Origin of the sequence: Leptolyngbya sp. FACHB-711 (assembly GCF_014695615.1) — a bacterium.
Classification (GTDB): domain Bacteria; phylum Cyanobacteriota; class Cyanobacteriia; order Elainellales; family Elainellaceae; genus Leptolyngbya_A.
Genome location: NZ_JACJOR010000287.1, coordinates 1 through 20,091 on the forward strand (window position 1 = coordinate 1; position 20,091 = coordinate 20,091).

13 protein-coding genes and 1 pseudogene are annotated in these 20,091 nt (G+C 48.4%); 5 read left to right on the top strand and 9 right to left on the bottom strand.

The window, feature by feature from the left end:
- The first annotated feature begins 815 nt into the window (after nucleotides 1–815).
- From H6F80_RS11265 to H6F80_RS11275, 3 genes and pseudogenes are all read left to right on the top strand, one after another.
- Nucleotides 816–2,564 carry a hypothetical protein gene (locus H6F80_RS11265; RefSeq protein WP_190791647.1) on the top strand — a complete coding sequence of 583 codons (1,749 nt, stop codon included), beginning with the start codon at nucleotides 816–818 and terminating at the stop codon, nucleotides 2,562–2,564.
- A gap of 122 nt (nucleotides 2,565–2,686) precedes the next feature.
- Nucleotides 2,687–3,340, top strand: coding sequence for a Uma2 family endonuclease (locus H6F80_RS11270; protein WP_190791648.1), 654 nt, complete (start codon nucleotides 2,687–2,689; stop codon nucleotides 3,338–3,340).
- 273 nt (nucleotides 3,341–3,613) lie between these two features.
- Nucleotides 3,614–4,306, top strand: a pseudogene (locus tag H6F80_RS11275) (IS6 family transposase).
- 121 nt (nucleotides 4,307–4,427) lie between these two features.
- On the opposite strand, the gene H6F80_RS11280 reads toward H6F80_RS11275, so the two are convergent.
- The 6 genes from H6F80_RS11280 to H6F80_RS11305 form a co-directional block, all read right to left on the bottom strand.
- Nucleotides 4,428–5,003 carry a hypothetical protein gene (locus H6F80_RS11280; protein ID WP_242067294.1) on the bottom strand — a complete coding sequence of 192 codons (576 nt, stop codon included), beginning with the start codon at nucleotides 5,001–5,003 and terminating at the stop codon, nucleotides 4,428–4,430.
- A 117-nt stretch (nucleotides 5,004–5,120) separates the two neighbouring features.
- Complete coding sequence (locus tag H6F80_RS11285) at nucleotides 5,121–5,537, bottom strand: helix-turn-helix domain-containing protein (RefSeq protein ID WP_190791649.1); 417 nt, start codon at nucleotides 5,535–5,537, stop codon at nucleotides 5,121–5,123.
- A 70-nt stretch (nucleotides 5,538–5,607) separates the two neighbouring features.
- A complete protein-coding gene (locus H6F80_RS11290) occupies nucleotides 5,608–6,318 on the bottom strand; it encodes an IS6 family transposase (protein WP_190791650.1) in 711 nt (236 codons plus the stop codon).
- Nucleotides 6,319–6,813: 495 nt separating this feature from the next.
- On the bottom strand, nucleotides 6,814–7,704 hold the full coding sequence (locus tag H6F80_RS31280) for a carbonic anhydrase (protein WP_518523559.1): 891 nt from the start codon (nucleotides 7,702–7,704) through the stop codon (nucleotides 6,814–6,816).
- Nucleotides 7,599–8,069: an IS5 family transposase gene (locus H6F80_RS31285; RefSeq protein ID WP_199296511.1), complete on the bottom strand. Its 471-nt coding sequence runs from the start codon at nucleotides 8,067–8,069 to the stop codon at nucleotides 7,599–7,601. Before H6F80_RS31285 ends, H6F80_RS31280 begins: the two co-directional genes overlap by 106 nt.
- Nucleotides 8,070–8,500: 431 nt before the next feature.
- Nucleotides 8,501–8,665, bottom strand: a complete 165-nt coding sequence (locus tag H6F80_RS11305) for a hypothetical protein (RefSeq protein WP_190791651.1) — start codon at nucleotides 8,663–8,665, stop codon at nucleotides 8,501–8,503.
- A gap of 907 nt (nucleotides 8,666–9,572) precedes the next feature.
- On the opposite strand from H6F80_RS11305, the gene H6F80_RS11310 reads away from it, so the two are divergent.
- Complete coding sequence (locus H6F80_RS11310) at nucleotides 9,573–11,267, top strand: R3H domain-containing nucleic acid-binding protein (RefSeq protein WP_242067295.1); 1,695 nt, start codon at nucleotides 9,573–9,575, stop codon at nucleotides 11,265–11,267.
- A 269-nt stretch (nucleotides 11,268–11,536) separates the two neighbouring features.
- Here H6F80_RS11310 and H6F80_RS11315 read toward each other — a convergent pair whose 3' ends face one another.
- From H6F80_RS11315 to H6F80_RS11325, 3 genes are all read right to left on the bottom strand, one after another.
- Nucleotides 11,537–12,601, bottom strand: coding sequence for a hypothetical protein (locus H6F80_RS11315; RefSeq protein WP_190791652.1), 1,065 nt, complete (start codon nucleotides 12,599–12,601; stop codon nucleotides 11,537–11,539).
- A gap of 883 nt (nucleotides 12,602–13,484) precedes the next feature.
- Nucleotides 13,485–17,792: a PAS domain S-box protein gene (locus tag H6F80_RS11320; RefSeq protein WP_190791653.1), complete on the bottom strand. Its 4,308-nt coding sequence runs from the start codon at nucleotides 17,790–17,792 to the stop codon at nucleotides 13,485–13,487.
- A gap of 4 nt (nucleotides 17,793–17,796) precedes the next feature.
- Nucleotides 17,797–18,078, bottom strand: coding sequence for a helix-turn-helix domain-containing protein (locus H6F80_RS11325; RefSeq protein ID WP_190791654.1), 282 nt, complete (start codon nucleotides 18,076–18,078; stop codon nucleotides 17,797–17,799).
- 870 nt (nucleotides 18,079–18,948) lie between these two features.
- Here H6F80_RS11325 and H6F80_RS11330 point away from each other — a divergent pair.
- The gene (locus H6F80_RS11330; RefSeq protein ID WP_190791655.1) at nucleotides 18,949–19,941 is read left to right on the top strand and encodes a tyrosine-type recombinase/integrase; all 993 of its coding nucleotides are present in this window, start codon (nucleotides 18,949–18,951) and stop codon (nucleotides 19,939–19,941) included.
- The last annotated feature ends 150 nt before the right edge of the window (nucleotides 19,942–20,091 follow it).

A 20,091-nucleotide genomic window follows, 5' to 3' on the forward strand; every position in this document is an offset into this window, starting at 1 on the left:
TGGCTAATACCAGAATGAGTTTAAGAAATTTTACAATTGACAGAATTGACATTGATTCTAGAATTTAGGAACAATGCTTCTGCATTACCCCCTAGGGCTTGTCCTGTTAGGTGAGAAACCGTGGAAAACTGCTCTGGGCTTGCTCCGCAACGATAGAGGCATGTTAAGACTGCACTTGGTAACTCTACTCCTAAGTGACTTTAACCTCTGGCAGAAGTTATAGTGTATTGACAAAATTGACAAGGCAACTAGATTCAGGCAACAAAATTCAAATACAGGGACAATTGACAAATTGACAGTCGGCTCTAGAATCCAGCAACATGTGCTAAGCTTCCGAGAATTGACAAGTGTTGACAGGTTTTCTAGTATCTAGAAACATATTCTTCCTGCTGAGCAGCGCTGAGTTACTGCTGTTTCTGCATACATTGACAAGATTGCCAGGTTATCTAGGATTACAGAACAAAGTGGCTAAGAAACTTCGCAGCGCTCTAGAATGGTGCTACGAAAAAAATTACGATTGAATTCTTATCTCTAGAGTTTAGTAACAAAGCGATTGTAGAAATCCTTATAATTCAATCGTTTTCGTCACTGTTGCCAAATCTAAGAGTTATTTTTTCTAACTTCAATTGACTTAACTGCAGATGTAAAAACAGGTTGTTTAATGATCGGAAGCGTTTACTGGAAGCTAAAACCAGAGAAACGTCAGCTAACAACCAGCATTCCCTTCAAATTTTCTGATGGGACTAGTTCTGTTGTGTAACTAGGCAATTCAAGAGAACAGAAGTAGCAATGAGCTGGAACAGTAGGAAGCCAGCATGAAAGCAACTACCAGAATTTGTTTTGAAAGTGTTCGTGAGTGGGATGATGCGTTTCTCATGCTCTTTCCACATCGGTTTGACTATATTTGGGCAGAGCATTCAGAGCCAGGTGTAAAGCCTCAGTGGAAGACGGAGAGCCGACATCCCTTGAGCGATCGCCTGATTCGCCAAGGGGCATATTTGTACGGCGTGCGATTTGGTGCAGAGACTCAGTATGCTCTGGTTGATATTGATGTGACCAGTCTTTATCATCCCAGCCAAGATCCGCTTGCTGTTTCTCGGATTGTTGCTGCCTTAGAACCGCTTGGACTGGTTAGCTATCTAGCCTGCACCTCCAGTTACAGCGGAGGGCTTCACCTTTACTTTCCGTTCCAGCAATCTCAGAGTTCCTGGCAGCTCGCGATTGTTCTAGCTTGCCTTTTAGAAAATGCCGGGTTCAAGCTTCAGCCTGGACAGCTTGAAATTTTTCCAAATCCTCGTCCTTTTACAATTGACGAGAGCTACAGCCTCTTTAATGCTCACCGTCTTCCGCTACAGACTGGATCTTATCTTTTGAATGCCGAGTGGCAACCTGTTTGGAGCAATTCACAAACCTTTGTTCAGCAATGGCAGTTTGTCCAGCAGCGAAATGATTTGGATAGCAGCACACTTAAGCGAGTGCTGAAGCAGGCAAGGCGGCGGCAATATGGAATTTCTGGGAAAGCAGAGAAGTTTATTAATGACCTGAATACTGAAATTGAACGGGGCTGGACTGGAGCAGGACAAACAAATCGACTGCTGGGGCGTATTACCATGCGCTCCTACATCTTTTATCATGTTCTATCCGGTGGGAAACCACTGGAAGGGCAAGCACTGATCGACCAAATTGTAGCGGTAGCGCGATCGCTGCCTGGATACGAAGAATGGTGTCAGCATCAGCATGAAATTGAACATCGAGCAGAGGAATGGGCACGCTGTATTGAAAATAGCCACTACTTTCATTTTGGTTCTCAAATTTCTAAGCTCAAACTAGAACCTCAAGATCCAGAGTTGGTAAGTGCAATCGAGCAGTTGCCTTCCTGGAACGAACGGCAGTCCGTAGCAACAAGAGATCGGATCAAACGAGCGATTGTGGATTTACTGGAGAAGGGGAGTTTACCTGCTCGACCCACAGCGCGTTTTCAGGCACTACTTGAATATGGCATTGGGGGGGGGTCACTCTATCGTCATCGCGATCTCTGGCATCCCAATTATTTTGGACTGGAATCTGCTCAGGAGGAAGGTACTTCTCATCTACCTGTGGAAAACCCCCCGTACCCCCCTCCCTTCAGTAAGAACCACCAGTTAGATTGCGCTGAGAACGCATCTAACTGGCTCAGTTCTCCAAGCTTATTATCCAATGGTGACGGTAATAATAGGCAGGACAAGCCTTCTAGCGATCGTTCCGGTTCTCAAGAGCGATCGGTTGGTGGTAATGCTCCTGCTCCTTCAAATTCGGTTGGGGTGGATTACATTCAGCAAGTTCTATTTCAGGTGCAGGCACAGCAGGAGGCGTATCAGCAGGCAAGGCGATCGGCTCAATGGCAGCGACAGCGCATTCGCTCTGAAGCTCAGCAGAAGCAGCAAATTAATCAGATGCAGCAATATCTTGCATCAGGTGATCCAATTTTGGTGGCAGAGGCAAGGGCGTGGGCAGAGATCAATCCAGGAGTGCTGAACATGGAGCAACTGCAACTGCCGCTCATTCAGATGCCTGGTTCCCAATAGTGTGCGAAATTGCTGTGTTCCTTGGCTGCAATTCTCTCGTTACAATGTAGGGGAATGGGCTGAAAATTCAGGATCAAAGATCGGGCATCCCAGTAATCCGGGGTAAAACAAAAGGAGACGGCATGACCGCAGCAGTTCAGATTCCACCCCTCACTTTTGATCAGTTCCTCGACTACAACGATGGAACGGAGACCCTGTACGAATTGATTGATGGTTGTCCCCTTGCCATGCCCGAACCTTCGCGCCAGCATCAAAGCATTACTCGTTACCTTGACCGCATGTTCAGTGACGAGATTGTGAAGCTGGGGCGATTACCCCTTGGGGGAACTGCGAAGCAACCGTGGGAAACTGTTAGAAACACGGCAATTCGAGTTCCAGGACGATATCTTGCCGATGGCAGAAGACCGGATCTCGCGATCGTCAATCTGCCTCAGAGCGAAGTAGAGCAGCAGGAAAAAGGGATTAAGACCACCCCTCATATGGTGATTGAGATTGCCTCAAGTAACTGGAAAGATGACTTAAGAGACAGGATTTTCGCTTATCTGCATTTGCAAGTGCCGGAATATTGGATTGTAGATTATGCAGGGCAAATTCCGGAGAAATACTGTGAGCGCGGAAGAGGTGTTAAAACGATCGTCCACACCCTTCGTACCGTGGGACGGTACGGATACGACAAGCAGGAGTTTATTGGGGATGAAGTCATTCCTTGCCAGACTTTTGAGGATTTACAACTCACCACCCAGCAAATTCTTCAGCTTGGGAAAACGAGTTTGTAGCCAGATGAGCGAAACTCTTCCGCTTGTATCTACTCCAGGTGTAACGTCTTCGATCGTTCATAAAATGATTCTTTTTAGCTTGTCAAATAATTTACGCAGAATCAATCTGGGTAGACTATCTTGAGAGTATTCCGTTTGATTTCAAATTATGCCTCGTTCTTCTTCTGCCGTTTCCCCCAATTCAATCAGCAGCATTGCCGATAGCGGTATTGTCAACTTAACCCAAAGGTAAAATAATCGTACTGGTTTAACTACGATCGCAACCTCCTGCTCATGTATTCCCGCTATCGGTTTGTCGGCGAAATTATTAGCCATTGTGTGTGGCTATATTACACCTCTCCTTTGAGCTACCGGGATATCGAGAAGATGATGCTGTATCGGGGCATTGAAGTGACTTACGAAACGATTCGGGAATGGTGTCAGAAGTTCGGACAGCAATACGCTAACCAGTTGCGGCGCAAGCATCCTTACATCATGGACAAATGGCATCTCGATGAGATGGTGGTGACCATCAAGAAGCAGCAATATTATCTATGGCGAGCCGTAGACAGTGAAGGAAACGTGCTGGATGTCTTGCTACAACGACATTGAGACACCAAGGCAGCAGAGCGCTTTTTCCGCAAACTGTTAAAGAAGCAGGGCTTTGTGCCACGGGTGATTGTCACCGACAAGCTGAAGAGTTACGAAGCGGCAAAGAAACGAGTGATGCTGGGAGTGGAGCATCGACAGCATAAGGGATTGAACAATCGAGCCGAGAACTTGCATCAACCGACACGAGCGCGAGAACGACGAATGCAAAAGTTTAAGTCACCGGGGCAGGCGCAACGCTTTCTCTCTGCGTTTGGACCGATTCGAGACCACTTTCACCCAAAACAACACCAACTGACTGCTCAGCGCTATCGTGAACAGATGCGCCAACGCATTCAAGATTGGCAAGAGATTGTTGGGTTGAAACCTACTGCCTAATCTAAGCGATCGTAGCTACTGAGAGACTATCATGCCAATTTTTGAATTTATTCCGTTAAGTTGACAATACCGGCAGCACTCCAAAAGTCTTTAGAAACTTTTAATTGAATATCGAAAGGACTTAGCTTTTAACCTTGCTTGGTTTTCTTCCCCAGGGTTTCAGCGTAGAAATGACAATAATCACAAAGAGAAAAGAAACCTGAATCACTGATCCAATTAACACTCCTTTCGCATCAAACCTGTAAATGGAATTATTGAAGGCACCTAAACCTTCTGATTGAGCGATCGCCTCAGCCGTGTTGCCCCAAGGAAACAGCCAGAACGTTCCAAAAATGATTAATCCAGTCGTCAAAATCCACTTGGTAATCACCCAATAGAATTTTAAGAAGCCGTAGTTTGTTTGCCAGCAAAGGAGGGTTGCTGTCACGACAGAACCGATCGCCGCAGGAATCACAATAAAATCATCCAATAAGTTGATCACCGAATTGAGGGCGAATAGAATGTCAGCATTGGCTGTCCTGTGATTTCTGAGTGCAATCAGAAACATACTAAAAACAGTTCCAGTCCACAATGCTGCAAAGCCAATATGGAGAGCTAGAACCCAATTCTTTTGCTGAAGACTCAGATTGAACCGTTGTTGCTTCTGTTGGATTGTATCAGGCTGCGATCGCTTTCCACTTGATCCAATTGTTGTCATAGATACTCCTGTCAGGACGCTAACCGCTTTTCGTGATGGAATATGCAAAGTGTAGCGACCGCCCCTTCCTTAAAGCTTGACCTTATTTGCTCAACCTATGCAAATCTTGCTGAGTTTCTACAATGACGCTCTGAATTCTTTCGGAGTCGTCCCAACATATCGACGAAACAACCGAGTGAAAGAACTATGATTGTTCAAACCTACTGCAAATGTGATTTCAGTAATCGTAAGTTGAGTGAATTGCAATAGATGCTTGGCGCGATCGATTCGACACTGAGTTAAATACTGGTGAGGAGCTAATCCAGTTGATTGTTTGAACAAACGACAGAAGTGATATTGGCTCAAATTCAAAACACTTGCCATATCAGATAAAGCAATATCCTGTTCAAGATGGTCTTGAACATACTTGAACACTTTTTGTAGCTGATGTTCCGACAAACGACCTGTATCATCAGAACGCGATCGAGGTTGCCAGATGGAATACTGCTTCAACAGATGAATCACTAAACCTGTCGCCAGCGATTCTCCAAACATTCGACCTGCCGGATGTGGTTGTGTCGCAAGAACTGTTTAAGGACAACCGATCGGTATCGTTAGCATTTCCTTAAGCAGCAATTCCAAAAATCGCTTTGATAAATTTCACTTGAGACACACTGTCCCCTGGTTTGACTCCTTCGACTTGTCCTTTGCGAATCATATTCATCGCTTCAATCCCGCTCAACGTTCTTCTTGCCGTGTTGAACGACTTGAATCCCATCATCGGCTTTACAATGCGCTTGATGTGCCGATGGTCTTGCTCAACCACATTATTTAAATACTTGCTCTGCCGTAATTCGGTCTCCTGATCAATTACCTCATCCTCTTTCAACGTCTCGATCGCGACGGGATAAGCCGCATTTTTATCAACGGTAATGACCCGTGGAGCATGAGTGTGCTGACCTTTCAGGACTTTGCGAAAGAATCGTGCCGCTGCCTTGCTATCTCGCTTTGCGCTCAGTAGAAAGTCCAGCGTATTGCCCTCTGAGTCAACCGCTCGGTACAAATACTTCCATACGCCCTTGACTTTGATATAAGTTTCGTCCACCCTCCATGAGTCATTCGTCGGTTTCAGGTGTCGTCGAATCCGTTTGTCTAGCTCTGGCGCATACTTCAACACCCAACGATTGATCGTCGAGTGATCCACTTCCATGCCTCGCTCCTGCATCATCTCCTCCAAATCTCGGTAGCTCAGGGAGTAGCGACAGTACCACCGCACGTTCAGCAGAATGATTTTAGGCAAGAAGTGCCGCCATTTGAACAGAGAGGACGTAGACATTGGAGAGCGAGTCAGGGGAGTTAGGCTTGTCCTACCTTACCATTGACCAGTTTTTGCGACACAACCGCTTTGAGTCTGATCAGGGAGGCGGATGCGTTGTACTTTCATTGCAGAGGTTCTATAAAGGCTTCCCCTACGTTAGAGACAGACTCAATATAAGGCGTCTCTGATGAATTAGAAACCCGGATTCTGCCTACGTCAAATACATTGAAGACAGCCAAAAGCTGACTCTATATAATGTCCCAACTAGGTAAACTTCCTTTGGTGAACGACTAGCGAACTGGGACAATAAACCGATCGCAACGGTCGCAGCACTGCTGCTGAATGAAGACGATTCCTGCTGGCAGGCAAAGCTCGGTCAGCCTAGGGTGGACCAAAAAGGGAAGGTCTGCAAGTATGAGACTCCAGTTGGTAACGGTTCAACCTTAAGAGCGTTAACAAACACATTTCCACCAGCTGAATGACCATTCCAATGAAACGACATGGCTTCTCTGATTACTCTGAAATAGTTGTAATCAAGGGGTCGGGTACCGGAAAGGAGCGCTGCCTTAGCAGCGTAAACTGTCGTAATCCGGCATCATAAGCGAATACCTTACCTGTTTCTATTTCGTACATCCAAGCATGCAAACTCAGCTGCCTACTATGCAATTTGGACCGAATGACAGGATACGTTTCTAAATTCTCGATCTGCGTCAACACATTCTGCTCGATCGCGATCTTGAGCAATCGCTCGGGCTGCAGGTTCGCATAATTATCCAACACTAATCGCCGCGTCGCTTCTCCATGTCGCTTCAACCAGTCGTAGACCAGCGGCATCTGCTCGCTCAAATTGCCGATTTGCAGCAACCCCTTCATTGCCCCACAGTGGGAATGACCACAAACAATGATGTCCCGCACACCGACTCCAGCTACCGCATACTCTACGCCGGCGGCTTCAGCACTACTGGCGGCACCATACGACGGAATGATATTACCGACATTGCGCATCACGAATAGTTCATAATCCTTGCTCAAGCGTCGGAAACGATTAAGCCAGCCAAATGTACGCTCCACAATCCACCGCTTTGGAAGTTGCTCGAATGTGCTTGCAGTGCGTTCAATTACCTCTACCCGAACCTGTTCTCCACACACTTGTTTCACAGTGTGGGCAAACGTCTTACCCGAATATCCTTGGTCTACCCAAACAACCTCTAATTTAGATAACTTCTCCTTTGCTGCATCCAGAACAACGATTGCCCCTAACCGCTCTGAAGCATTAGCTTCACTCACGAGGACTCCAATCAACAACCCTTGTGCATCGACAACGATGTGGCGCTTACGTCCCTTAACCTTTTTGCCACCATCGAACCCGTAGACCTCCCCCTTTTTTCCGTTGTCTTCACCGATTGAGAATCGGCAATGGCAACGCTTGATTGTTCATCTCTGCCCAATTGTGTCCGCAGTTTCTCTCGGATCTGGTCATGCATTTGTTGCCAAATTCCTTTGCGTTGCCATTTCTGAAAGTAATGGTATACCGTGCTGTAGGGTGGCAAGTCGTGAGGCATCATTTCCCATTGGCACCCCGTGCGCTGGACATAGAAGATGCCGTTAAGAATCTCCCTGAAATTAACTTCCACAGGATGTCCAAAGCCTTTAGGTTTAGGCAATACTTGCTTCAAGATTTCCCACTCCGCATCACTCAAATCGCTGGGATAGGGTTTGCGGCTAGGGTTTGCAATCTCAGGCAGACGAGTCATCGGCGAGTCAATCATGCAACGGGTTCTAGCCTAAAATCTTCTTCAGCTCAGTTAAACAGTTTTCAGATTCTCTTTATAAATCAGCTCTAATACCAGGACAATATTTACAGTGAAAGTCTCCTCTGTGCAACCAGGGGAGGTTTTGCTTTAGCCTCAATTATTGGGCTGATTCAAGTTTCCATTCAGTTCGTTTTCTCTCGCTCAAACTCGCCCTTTAACTTCTTAAGGTGTGAACGTTGCAGAGAATGGATGTCTTCGTCCAAATAGATATCAGGCTCACGAGTTTTGGGGCGAAGCCAATCAAACCACTATGATCGCGCTGACCAGTCGTGAGTTTGAGACTTACCCTGAGCTGTATGACCCGAGCGGTCGATCAATCGATCGCAACGATAATACCAATGGCACCACGAATTCCAGAATTCGTCTGACACTTCCCAGTGCTAGAACTATTTGTCACGCTCGGACGAGGTAGCATCTTCGCTCCCGGCTTCAACGCCTTTGTTGTCCGCTTCTGCCGACGGTTGTCCACTGTGCTCAGCAGGGGTTGCTTCTAATTCGTCTTGGGGTAGCTGGTCAACTCCAAGCGATTCATCTTCTGTTTCTTGTGGCATCGATTTACTCCAGGTCATTTAATTACAGTATTATCAGCCAATCAAAACATCAATCCAATTACAAATCATTCTTGTCCTCAAACTGATCAGATTCATTCTTCTCGATCAAGAAGACAATTAAGAAGAATTGAGCGCAGAGCATTAGGGAGTTGGGTAACGCTTTGGCAGTGAAGGCATCAAAGTGAGTAATAAAAGCCAGAACCCCAAGGCAAGGACACTAAACATGAAGCGATCTCCTGGTTCTAATTAACCGTTTGAGAGTTCAATTTACTCAGTCTGGTTTACTTCACCCCTTGGATACCTTGAGGCTTGCTTGCAACGATAGGTTTTGGCACAAGCGCAGATTTGGCGTGAGGAGATTTAGCACCTGTTTGGTAAGGAATCTTGTTAGACATTGGATTAACCTCGCTGACTGATACATCCTGAATGCGTTAATCCTACTCAATTCCCTCCTAAGCTGAGCACTCACTTTAGTCCGATCTTCGCTGCTGCCTAGTTCATCTAAAGAATGACAAACCAAGTGGCTTTTGATTTCCTTGAGGCTGATAAAACTGACTTTTATTTAATTAAATTAAAGTATTTTTCTTCCGATCGGGATACCTCTGATAGAAGCCACACGAACTCAGCTAATGGGGTACTGCTCCCGCTAAATAGCTAGATTAGATTGTCTTTTCCACAAATTACTTGAGGTAGAATCCGCACAAGATTAGAACGGTTTATTAGACTCTATCTTCTGAATGGTTTTGTTACATTAAGATTGATTCAAATAATTCCCGCTGTGGAATAAGAATTAACAGTATTTCAAACTCAATTACTCGGTTTAATCTGGCTCTGTTTTCTTCACTCGATGATAAAACCGAGCGATCTCTCCTCTTTTTAGGCTTTAGTCTTCTCACTGGCATTCTTCATGCCATCCCTCTTGATGCAAAACCACAACGATCTCCAGCAGCTGCTCGATATCCTGCCCCAAGAGATTCAGCAGCGATTAGAACACCATTTCCATCACGATGTCTTGGTGGAAGTTGTGTTGGACTTTGGGCGACGCCCCGAAGCTCGCTTTCCGGGTGGGGCGGAGTATTTATCCCAGCAGCCTGTGACTCGCCAGCAGCTGCAGCACTGTGTGAGTCGCCTCGGTCAATTTGGAGGCGATAACCGTGCGGGCATTGAGCAAACGCTGCACCGGATTAGTGCCATTCGCAATCGCCAGGGCGAAATTATTGGTCTCACTTGCCGGGTGGGTCGCGCCATCCATGGGACGATCGCCCTCATCCGTGATCTGGTGGAAACGGGACAGTCTATCCTGATGCTCGGTCGCCCGGGTGTGGGCAAAACCACGGCACTCCGAGAAATTGCTCGTGTCTTAGCAGATGACCTGAACAAGCGGGTCGTAATTATTGACTCCTCGAACGAGATTGCGGGCGATGGCGATATTCCTCATCCGGCGATCGGGCGTGCCCGAAGAATGCAGGTTGCCCGTCCTGAATTACAGCATCAGGTCATGATCGAGGCGGTGGAAAACCATATGCCCGAAGTGATTGTGATTGACGAAATCGGCACGGAACTTGAAGCACTCGCCGCCAGAACGATCGCGGAACGTGGTGTGCAGTTAGTGGGAACGGCTCACGGCAATGCAATTGAGAATCTGATCAAGAACCCCACCCTCTCTGACTTAGTCGGTGGCATTGAGTCAGTCACGTTGGGCGATGAAGAAGCGCGGCGTCGCGGCTCTCAGAAGAGCGTGCTGGAACGCAAAGCACCCCCCACCTTTCAGATTGCGGTTGAAATGCTGGAGCGGCAACGCTGGATCGTGCATGAAAACGTGGCAGAAACTGTTGATACCCTCCTCCGGGGACGGCAACCCCAGCCTCAACAGCGAATGCTAAATGAGCAGGGACAGGTTGTGATTACCAAGGAGACTACATCTGCTTCGGGGACGACTCTAATCAGACCTCATCGACCCGCACAGGTGCTTCCCTTCCCCAAGGCACAGCCCAAGCGGCAGTGGGATGCTCCACTGACTAAGACGGCGATCGATGCAGGGTGGAACGCATTCGACTACCTGGATCAGGATGATGAGTTGGCACAGGGGCAAGATGATCCCAAGATGCGTGTTTATCCGTATGCCATCAGCACCTATCAGCTCGAACAGGTGATTGATGCACTTCATCTGCCGCTCACCCTGGTGAAGCACGTCAGCGATGCCGATGCGATCGTTGCTCTCCGTTCCCATGCTCGCAAGCACGACAACTTGCAGCGATTGGCAAAGAACCAGAGGATTCCCCTGTATGTCATCAAAGCGAATACCATCCCACACATGACGCGTACCTTGCGTCAGATTTTAGGAATGGATCAGCGGGATGACAGCGGAGATTGGCAGATGAATGTTAATGAAGTCAGTGGTAGAGATGAGGAGTTGACGGCGCTGGAGGAAGCCCGCTTAGCGGTGGAACAAGTGGTCATTCCTCAGCAGCAGCCGGTGGAACTCCTGCCCCGTTCCAGCTGGCTGCGGAAGTTGCAGCATGAACTAGTGGAACGCTATCGCTTAAACTCTCATAGTGTCGGTGACGAGCCCGATCGCAGACTCAGAATCTATCCAGCCTAAGAATTCATCCTCTTCAAATCAGCGCAGTCGGAATCACAACCGGCTGCGTTTTGCTATTGCCATTCGCTTCCCATCAAAGAACGAGTGGGAAAGTGTAAATTAAATGACCTTTTATTTGACAAATTGCTGGAGAACGGCTTGCGGCTTGAAAACCAGAACTATCAGGATTTCTACTGGCTCTCGATGTCTCAAAATCCTCAGTTCGACGAGTTTTGATACAGTATCTCTAGACTGCTTGCACCTTTTGAAGGGCGCTAGCTCTCGCCTCTTTATAATCCTGATAATCGAACTTTATAAGGAATTTCTTCGATGGGCAAATCATTGCAGTCCCAGTCACTATAACGAAGCTGTAACCGCTGCTCCCCTGCATATTCCACTAACCTTCCACCATACAGCTTGGTCTCAGTCCCTAGACTTTGAATTCGGATTTTACCGTTGAAGACAGTAGCGCGAGCGAGGTAAATTACCAGGTCATCTCGGGAAGGACGATTCACAGTGGTACTTGCGGTCAAGTGAGCTAACCCTCGCTCATCCATTTCTTGAGCTAAGGCGATGGCCGTGTTGCGAATGCCGCTAATCGCAACAATGTTAGCGGCAACGGCCATAGTGATGTCTACACCATCATCCGTTACGATCGAGTTGTTGGATAAGAATTGAAAATTGAGTTCTCCCAAGTCACTGCGAATGCGGCGATGAATTAAATTGTCGGGATGGTAATGAGTTAAGGTTCCCACAATCGCGCCACAGGCCGCACGCGGCTCTCGCCAAGGAGATTCACGGGTTTTGCCGTAAATCTGTTGCCCATCCTGGCGTAATCGCCCCACATGAGTCTTCAGATCGATCGCCACAAGCGAAAGCGATTGAGGATTGCCTGCATACACTTGTCGTTTTAAGGATTCGTCTAACTCATGCGCCACGGTGACATGGGCTAAGGTCGCCCCGTTGTCAGTGCCTCCACCTGCTGGGAAAAAAGCTTCTAACTTGAGTTCTCCAATTTCAGAGAGCGTCGCAAATCGAGAGGCGACGACATCACGATAGCGTTTGGTCGCCTCGCCTTGATGGATGCGATCGCCACAGTTGGTATAAGCCAGGGTGGTCACAACGCTGGGTAAGGTCATGTCAGCGCCGCAGGTGTTTATGTTTGTAGGACTAGAGACAGCCAGTTGAAGTTCATCCCGCAAGATTTGCAGCCCTTTGATGAGCGTGTAGCGATCTCGGACAATTTCATTGAGATAATTATGGTAAGCATTGCGCTCCATTCCAAAACTGGCGGAGAGCCGCCAACATTGTTCGACCCGTGCTTCGGTAGGGGCAGCATCAAAGGATAAAGACATAAGTTGGGAAGACGGGTCATGAATGCTGGATGAGATATTTCAAACTATACAGGTCATCTCAGATAACCTCTAGTGCAGTTGATTGATCGCAACTGATCAGGATGCTGCAAGGTTCTCAACAGCCACGAAGAAAATTTTTTTGAAGGTGCAGTATCTGTTTTTGGCAAAGTAGCGATCTACGGTGTGACAGTTGGTAGTGTCTCAGAAACGGTCCCCTATTTTACAGTTGCCCCTATCAAGGGCGGCTGCCCTTGTTCCACCATTGGTACTGTAAATAAACCCGTCAATAAATCTATGTCTCAAAATGCAGCAGTTTTCACCAGTTCTGATATAGCAGCAGTACATCGGGTTTAGATAGCATTGGAACAATAAACAACGCTAAGGCTAGAACCTTGAATACACAAGACTTTCAAGAAGTGCCTGGGAATTGATTATTTGCCGGACCTAGCAACTATTTAACCGATTTTACGTAGTTCTTGACTATCAGCTCAACGAGAAATCAAGGATTTCAGAGCATAACTCAACGGTAATTTAATCCAAATTCAGTCCACACCTATTGATGGCAAGAGAAGAACACTAGTGCGTGTAATCAGGATACGTGTAATTTAGTGCCACGAAACGCTGAAAGCCTTTCATGTTGTACGTTATGGACACTAGCTCTATATTGTGCTGCGATCTTGATTGAAACTCGGAGAAAACTGAGGTTCAACTTTCTCCGACCTTTAGTGGTTTAGCTAGCGCCCAAGGCCGAGCTGATCGCGTCTCGCAGTTCCAGCAACTTCAGGGCTTTGTAGTTCTGGATGGTTACCCTGCGTGGCACGTCTCTGTTTACAGCAATGTTTTTGCCTGAACAAAACTGCAACCCCTGAGTGATTTGGGTTCACTAATTGCAACGATTAACTGCATCAATCAATATCTCTGGTGAGACGGGTTTAGAGAGATGGGATTGAAACCCGGCTGCCAATGCCTGTTGCTGATTGACTTCACCTGCATAAGCTGTGAGGGCGATTGCTCGGATGGGCGTTTCCGTTTCTCCTTGCTTTGCTTCCCAAGCTCTGATTTGCTGAAGCAACGTATAGCCATCCATCTCTGGCATTCCCACATCACTGAGCAAAATATCTGGCTTGGTCAGGGTCAGTGTTTGTAATGCCTCATGACCCGATGCGGCTGTTGTCACGATCGCCCCTGCCTGCTCTAGCACAAATGCCACAAACTCGCGTGAATCTAATTCATCATCCACAACCAGGATACGGATACCCTGCAAGCCTCCCTCAACTGCAACTGCGGCAGATTTAGGAGAAGGTAATTCATTTGATTGCGGTGCGAGGGGAATTTGAACGGTAAAGGTTGCCCCTTGTCCTTCTCCTGGACTGTCTACGCTGATTTGACCGCCGTGCAGCTCCACGATTTGACGAGCGATTGCCAACCCCAGCCCCAAGCCTCCAAACTTGCGCGTGGTGGCTCCATCCTCTTGGCGGAAATGCTCGAAGATGTAGGGCAAAAAGTCTGGTTTAATGCCTTTTCCAGTATCTTTAATCTGAATCTGTGCATTTGTACCCACTGAGGACAAGTCAATGGTGATGTGCCCTCCAATTGGCGTGAACTTGACTGCGTTAGACAGCAGGTTCCAGACAACCTGCTGCAACCGTCCAGCATCGCCATTTACAGTGCCAATGATAGGTGAAATGAACGTATGAATTTGCAGTGACTTTGCTTCAGCAGCGAGCCGAACGGTTTCTAATGCGGCAGAGATGACGAAGCTTAAATCAACGGGTGCTACGGTCAAAACTAATTTGCCGCGCAAAATCCGAGAGATGTCCAGCAAATCATCGATTAACTGTACTTGTAGCTGGGCATTGCGCTCAATGGTTTCCAGGGCATGAGCGGTTCTGGTGGAATCGAGCTTGCCGTTGCGGAGTAGCCTTGACCAACCCAGAATAGGATTGAGGGGCGATCGCAGTTCGTGAGACAGCACAGCGAGAAATTCATCTTTGATGCGATTGGCGTTCTCGGCTTGCTCCCGGGCAGCTTGTTCCTGTTCAAGGAGCCGCAAACGGGCTTGCTCAATCTGCTTCTGGGGTTCAATATTGGTACAAGTGCCAAACCATTGACGAATGCGACCTTGCTCATCTTTGAGCGGAATCCCCTGCCCTAAGAACCAGCGGTAACTCCCATCATGGCGACGAAAGCGATACTCAATTTCGTAGAATTGACCACTGTCCACGGCTGCCAGCCAACGATCGTGGGTCCTCTCCAAGTCATCGGGATGAATAATGGATAGCCAGTTTAAGCTGTGCATTTGCTCAGCGGTTAAGCCCGTGTAGTCGCAAAAGCGCTGGTTGACGTATTCATTGTGTCCTGCTGCATCAGTAATCCAAACAAACTGCGGAATCGCTTCTGCCAAGAGCCGATAACGGGTCTCACTGTCACGGAGTTCTGCTTCGGCTCGTTTGCGTTCGCTCAGGTCAATGGCAAAGAAAACACCACTGCTGCCATCCTCAAGCAGCAATGCAGCACCGATGAGAATCGGAATTTTTCTGCCGTTTTTGTGAAGGTAGACTTTCTCATAAGGGGTACTCACGCCCTTGGTTACGACCTCATTGACCGCAATTCCATCCAGTGCTTGGTATTCCGGTGGAGTCAGGGCTTGCCAGTTAATTTGCCCCGCTTCTAACTCCTGCCGCGTATAGCCGATGAGATTCAGTAGGGCATTATTGGCTTCAACAATGTCACCGGCTGGAGTATAAATACCCATTGGCACCATTTCGCACTCAAAAATGCGGCGAAAGCGGGCTTCACTCTGGCGCAGTGCGTCTTCGACTTGTTTGCGATCGTGGATATCGATGGATGCGCCAAACCAGCGAATAATCTCTCCCGTTTGCGAATCCCGGTAGGGTTCAGCGCGAACCAGAAACCAGCGATAGGTTCCTGCCGCGGAGCGAATCCGGTGTTCGACCGAGAAAACGCCCCCTGTCCGTCGCGCTTCGTTGAATGCTGCGATTGTGCGATCGCCATCGTCTGGATGAACGAAATTAGCAGCGACTTCTGCGGCAGTTGTCGGTTCATAAGGAACGCCGGTGTAGTCGCTCCATTGCCTGTTGAAGAACTCAACCCGCCCCTCTGTATCGGTGATCCAGACGATCTGCGGCACAGCATCTGCCATCAATCGAAACCGCTGTTCACTTTTGCGTAAGGCTGCCTCTGTCCTGGCGCGTTCCAGCTTTGTCCAGATGCGGCTTGCCAATTCTTGCATCAAGGCGATCTCGTCATCGCGCCAATCATACGGAACCGGATGAAAAACCGTGAGCGAAAACTCCCATTCGCCGTCCCGAATGAGCGGAATGTTCAGTTCTGCCCCAATGCTCAGGGCAGCATATTTCCCTGAATCAACAATGCGGGAGTCGGTAGCCACATTTCGCACCACAATCGGTTGTCCGGCTTGGGCCATATGCAGAAATTCCTCGGCGACAAATTGGGGCAGGGCATACACACCAACCAAGCTTGGTATGTCGGTTTGATGCCAGTGATGGTGGATGACAGCTTCGTCAGCCCGCTCATTAATTTCAACAAAAGCGCAGCTTGAAATGTTGAGATAGCGATGCAGGCGATCGCCCACCATTTGCACAATATCGCCCACTTCTGTAATTTCAGCCAATCCATCGCGAACGGTTGCCAGGAATTCAGCGTTTAGGGTTGCCCGTGTCCGATCGGTAATATCCCTAAATAAGACGGCAAACTGTTGACCCTGGGGAGCATTGATCGGTGTCACATAAACGTCAAACCAGCAATTCAACGCCTGCAAGTAGCTTTCAAATCGAGTCGATTCACCCGTTCTGACGACGCGGGCATAGGTTTCAAGCCAGAAAGGTTCGAGCGTGGGAATGAGTTCGCTCACGGCTTTACCGGTGACTTGCTGTAATCCGGTCAGGATTTCAAAGGCGGGGTTGACTTCAAGAACTCGATGGTCGTAAGGTTTACCCGTTTCGTCCACCAGCAGGTCGCACACGCAAAACCCCTCGTCGATCGAATCAAACAGCGTGCGATATCGCTGCTCACTATCCCGCAGAGCTTGTTCGGTGCGTTTGCGCTGAGTGATGTTTTGGAAAACACAACCGACCCGGCGGCTGTCTGCATCGCCAATTTTGAAGGTGTAGAAGCTAAACCAGGAATCGAGCGGCTCGGTGTATAGCTCTTGTCGTTCAGCAATCCCGGTTTGAGCCACCCGACCATAGGCTTCCCACCAGGCAGATTCGTAGTTTGGGTCAATCTCCCGCAGCGATCGTCCAGCCAGGTCGAGTCCGGTAATGCGCTTAACGGCTGGATTCGCTTCAAGATAGAAAACATCGATCGGGCGATTGTCTGGATCGAAAATGACATCGGCAATAAAGTAGCCTTCGTCGATCGACTCAAACAGCATCCGGTACTTTGCTTCGGAGTCGCGCAGGGCGGCTTCAGCGCGAGCACGTTCGACGGCTGCCCACGTCCGTTCTGCGGTTTCTTCAACTTGTTTAACCTCAAGTTCTGTCCACTGACGCGGTGTGGACTGATGAACGGCAAGCAGGGCAACGAATTGATTGTTTTTGATCAGCGGCACATCGATATGGGCAGCAATATCGATCGCGTCATATTTCGCCTTCTCAGCATCCGTATAACCAGGATTATTCGGAATGTCAGTGACAACCTGAGTGCGCCCAGATTGGTGGTCAGCAGTCAAATTGCGGCGATAGTTTTCCAAACGGTATCGCCCACTCAATGGAGCAACCCCATTGGTGTAGTTGCAATGAACAATAACCTCTTGCTCACCGGACACGACTTCGGTATAAATGACACGAGTGGCTTCTAAAGCTTCCCCTAAAATGCGAGCAGCGACTTCCAGGATCTCTGTTGCATCTGTCAATGGACGAAGCGCATCTGTCAGTTTGATGCAGAAGGCATTGAGTTGGGCCGCTAGGTGTACAGTGACTAGGGCAGAGCTATCCGGTTGCGGGTCAGCCTCTCGCGTCGTTGTTTCGGTCGGCTTTGCTCGATCGAGTTCGGTCAGTAGGATTTGCACGGCTGTCTTCAGGTTGTCTGACCAAGCTTCAACTGTCCCTAAAGGCGTTTGGGACCAATCGAGCGATCGGAGCAACGCACCCATCTCGCCGCCACCCCTAAACAGAGTTTCAGCCGTTTCGTAATCCTCTGCTCTCACGCTCTTAGTTCCTTTGGAAGAAGTATTTGCTGCGAATCTCCTGACTGCATCGCTGGAGTGTGGCATCGTCAGAATGAGCCATCTGATTCAACAGGAGGTCGATTTGCTTCAGTGCCAGGGGTGAAGGAGTGGCATGACCGTTTTCCCAGCGATTGATTGTGGGAAATGTAACCCCAAGCTGAACTGCGAACCGCTCCTGGGTCAGTTTCAGCGTGTGCCGGAGTTCCCGAATCAGTTGCCCAAAGGCAGGCTGTTCAACACGCACATAGTCTTGGTGGAAAGGCATATATCACTTTATAAAGTCCTTTAATTTTCCCACTTTTGATTGATTTAGATGAAGAGGCAATCTGCCTTAAGTCAGAAAAGCTGTCGCATCTCTCGACAAACGATGTTGACGTGCTGTCGCGTCTCTCGATAAACGGGGTTTCACGCAGATTTGGTGAATGGGGGCGATTTCCGAAAACCTCAACGTAAATTCAAAGCTCCAAGAAGTTTCCAGCTCCGAAGTCACCTAATTGTGTAAGAGGACGAAAAGCCTGAGACGTGATATCAGCATCGGATAAGCGTAATAAATTCCAAGATAGCCTCGATCGCTTGCCTAGTGAGCGTTTTTCGTTTGGTAGCACTAAATTACACGTATCCTGAACTCTGGTAAAGTCACTGCGCTGCAAGGGTTACAGGCTTAGCGGGGATAGCGACAGGATACGTGTAAAAACCTGTAAGATAAGATTCAAATGCTTGCCATATCTATGTTCCAGGTTTTGCTGCTTCAAACAATATCCTTGAAACCTTGCAGTAGTATAGGTTTGAACTACTTCTGGAATGCGTACTACCCGAAAACTGCTAGTACACCCTGCCTTTACTAGCCCTTAGAGAGCCTGAAACCCTCATTCTCTCGTTGAATAGTTGCATTACATAGCAGCTACACCGGATGTTCATTCCATCTAATGCTGAATCGCTAAAAGTTATGACAATTAAGGCTTAGAGGGCTATCTTGCAGGTTTTTACACGTATCCTGTTCCAATCCCCTGATTGCTTTCAAAGGCTTGATTAGAGGGAATTTGAGAAGATTGGGAAGAAAAGTTGTCTTAGGATTGTCAGGTAGAGATAAGTCACGTTATCTCTACCTGAAATCAACACAACTTGCCGATTGACCATGCCTGATTCCCCCACTGACCCCGTTTCCCCACTCGCGATCGTGTCCATTGAGGGCGGCAAGAAGCAGGAACCTCGACGATCAGAACCACCAGACTTACGCCATTGGCAAATCGAGGAGTTCTTGCGGCAGACCGGGAAAGCGGAGAATACCCAGCGCACCTACCGAGGACAACTGATCCGTTTTGCTGCCTGGTGCGACAAGTCTTGGCTGGATGTCACTCCCAGCGACATCGGCAAGTATCGGCGAGAGCTAAAGTCGAAGGGGTTGAAGCCGACATCGATTAACCATGTGCTGAACACGCTGCGATCGTTCTACGGTTGGCTGCGCCGGAGTAACGGCTATCCAATGAATCAACCGCTGCCCACGGATGCGATCGATCTCGAACGACAGGAGGAACCCCAAGCGGATCATCTGGAGACGGAGGATTTGAGTCAGCTATGGGAAGCATTGAATTTTGATGATGCGACACGGGTACGCGACCGAGCAATCGTGGCGGTGCTAAGTCATGGACTGCGAGCTTCAGAAGCCTCTGCTCTCAATATGGAGCACTGGAACGGCAGAATCCTGAAGGTGCGCCGATCGAAGGGGCAGAACGTGAGTGAAGTGCCGTTGAGCCGAGAGGCGCGATCGCATCTGGAAGCTTATCTAGAATGGCGACGGGAGCAGGGAGGCGTGTTTGAACCACTGTCAGAAAGTCCCATGTTTCTGGCGCAGGACCCGAAGAATAAGGGTAAGCGTTTAGGTTACAAGGGGCTGCATAAGATGGTGCGAAAGCTGGGAGCAGTCGCTGGGGTGGAAGACATTAATCCGCACCGCTTCCGTCATACGTTTGGTACGGAAGTGACGCGGCGGGGCGTTGATCCTTTGTTTGGGAAGGAGTTGATGGGGATCAAGAGCGATCGAGTCTTTCAGCGGTACACCAAAGGCGTGTTTAAGCAGGCGGCGGCTGAGGCATATCTCAAGGCGATTGGGGAAGCGGACAGCGAATAGTGCCCGTTCTCTCTCAGTTAGCCTTAATAGTGCAAAAAATTCCTGAAAGCCTTGTCAATAAAGAATTCTTCTAAAAGGGGTGATTGAAGGGTTCCTGTCATGAGATGCAATCAGAGCTAATCCGAAGCCCGAAACAACGTAAATTTGTTA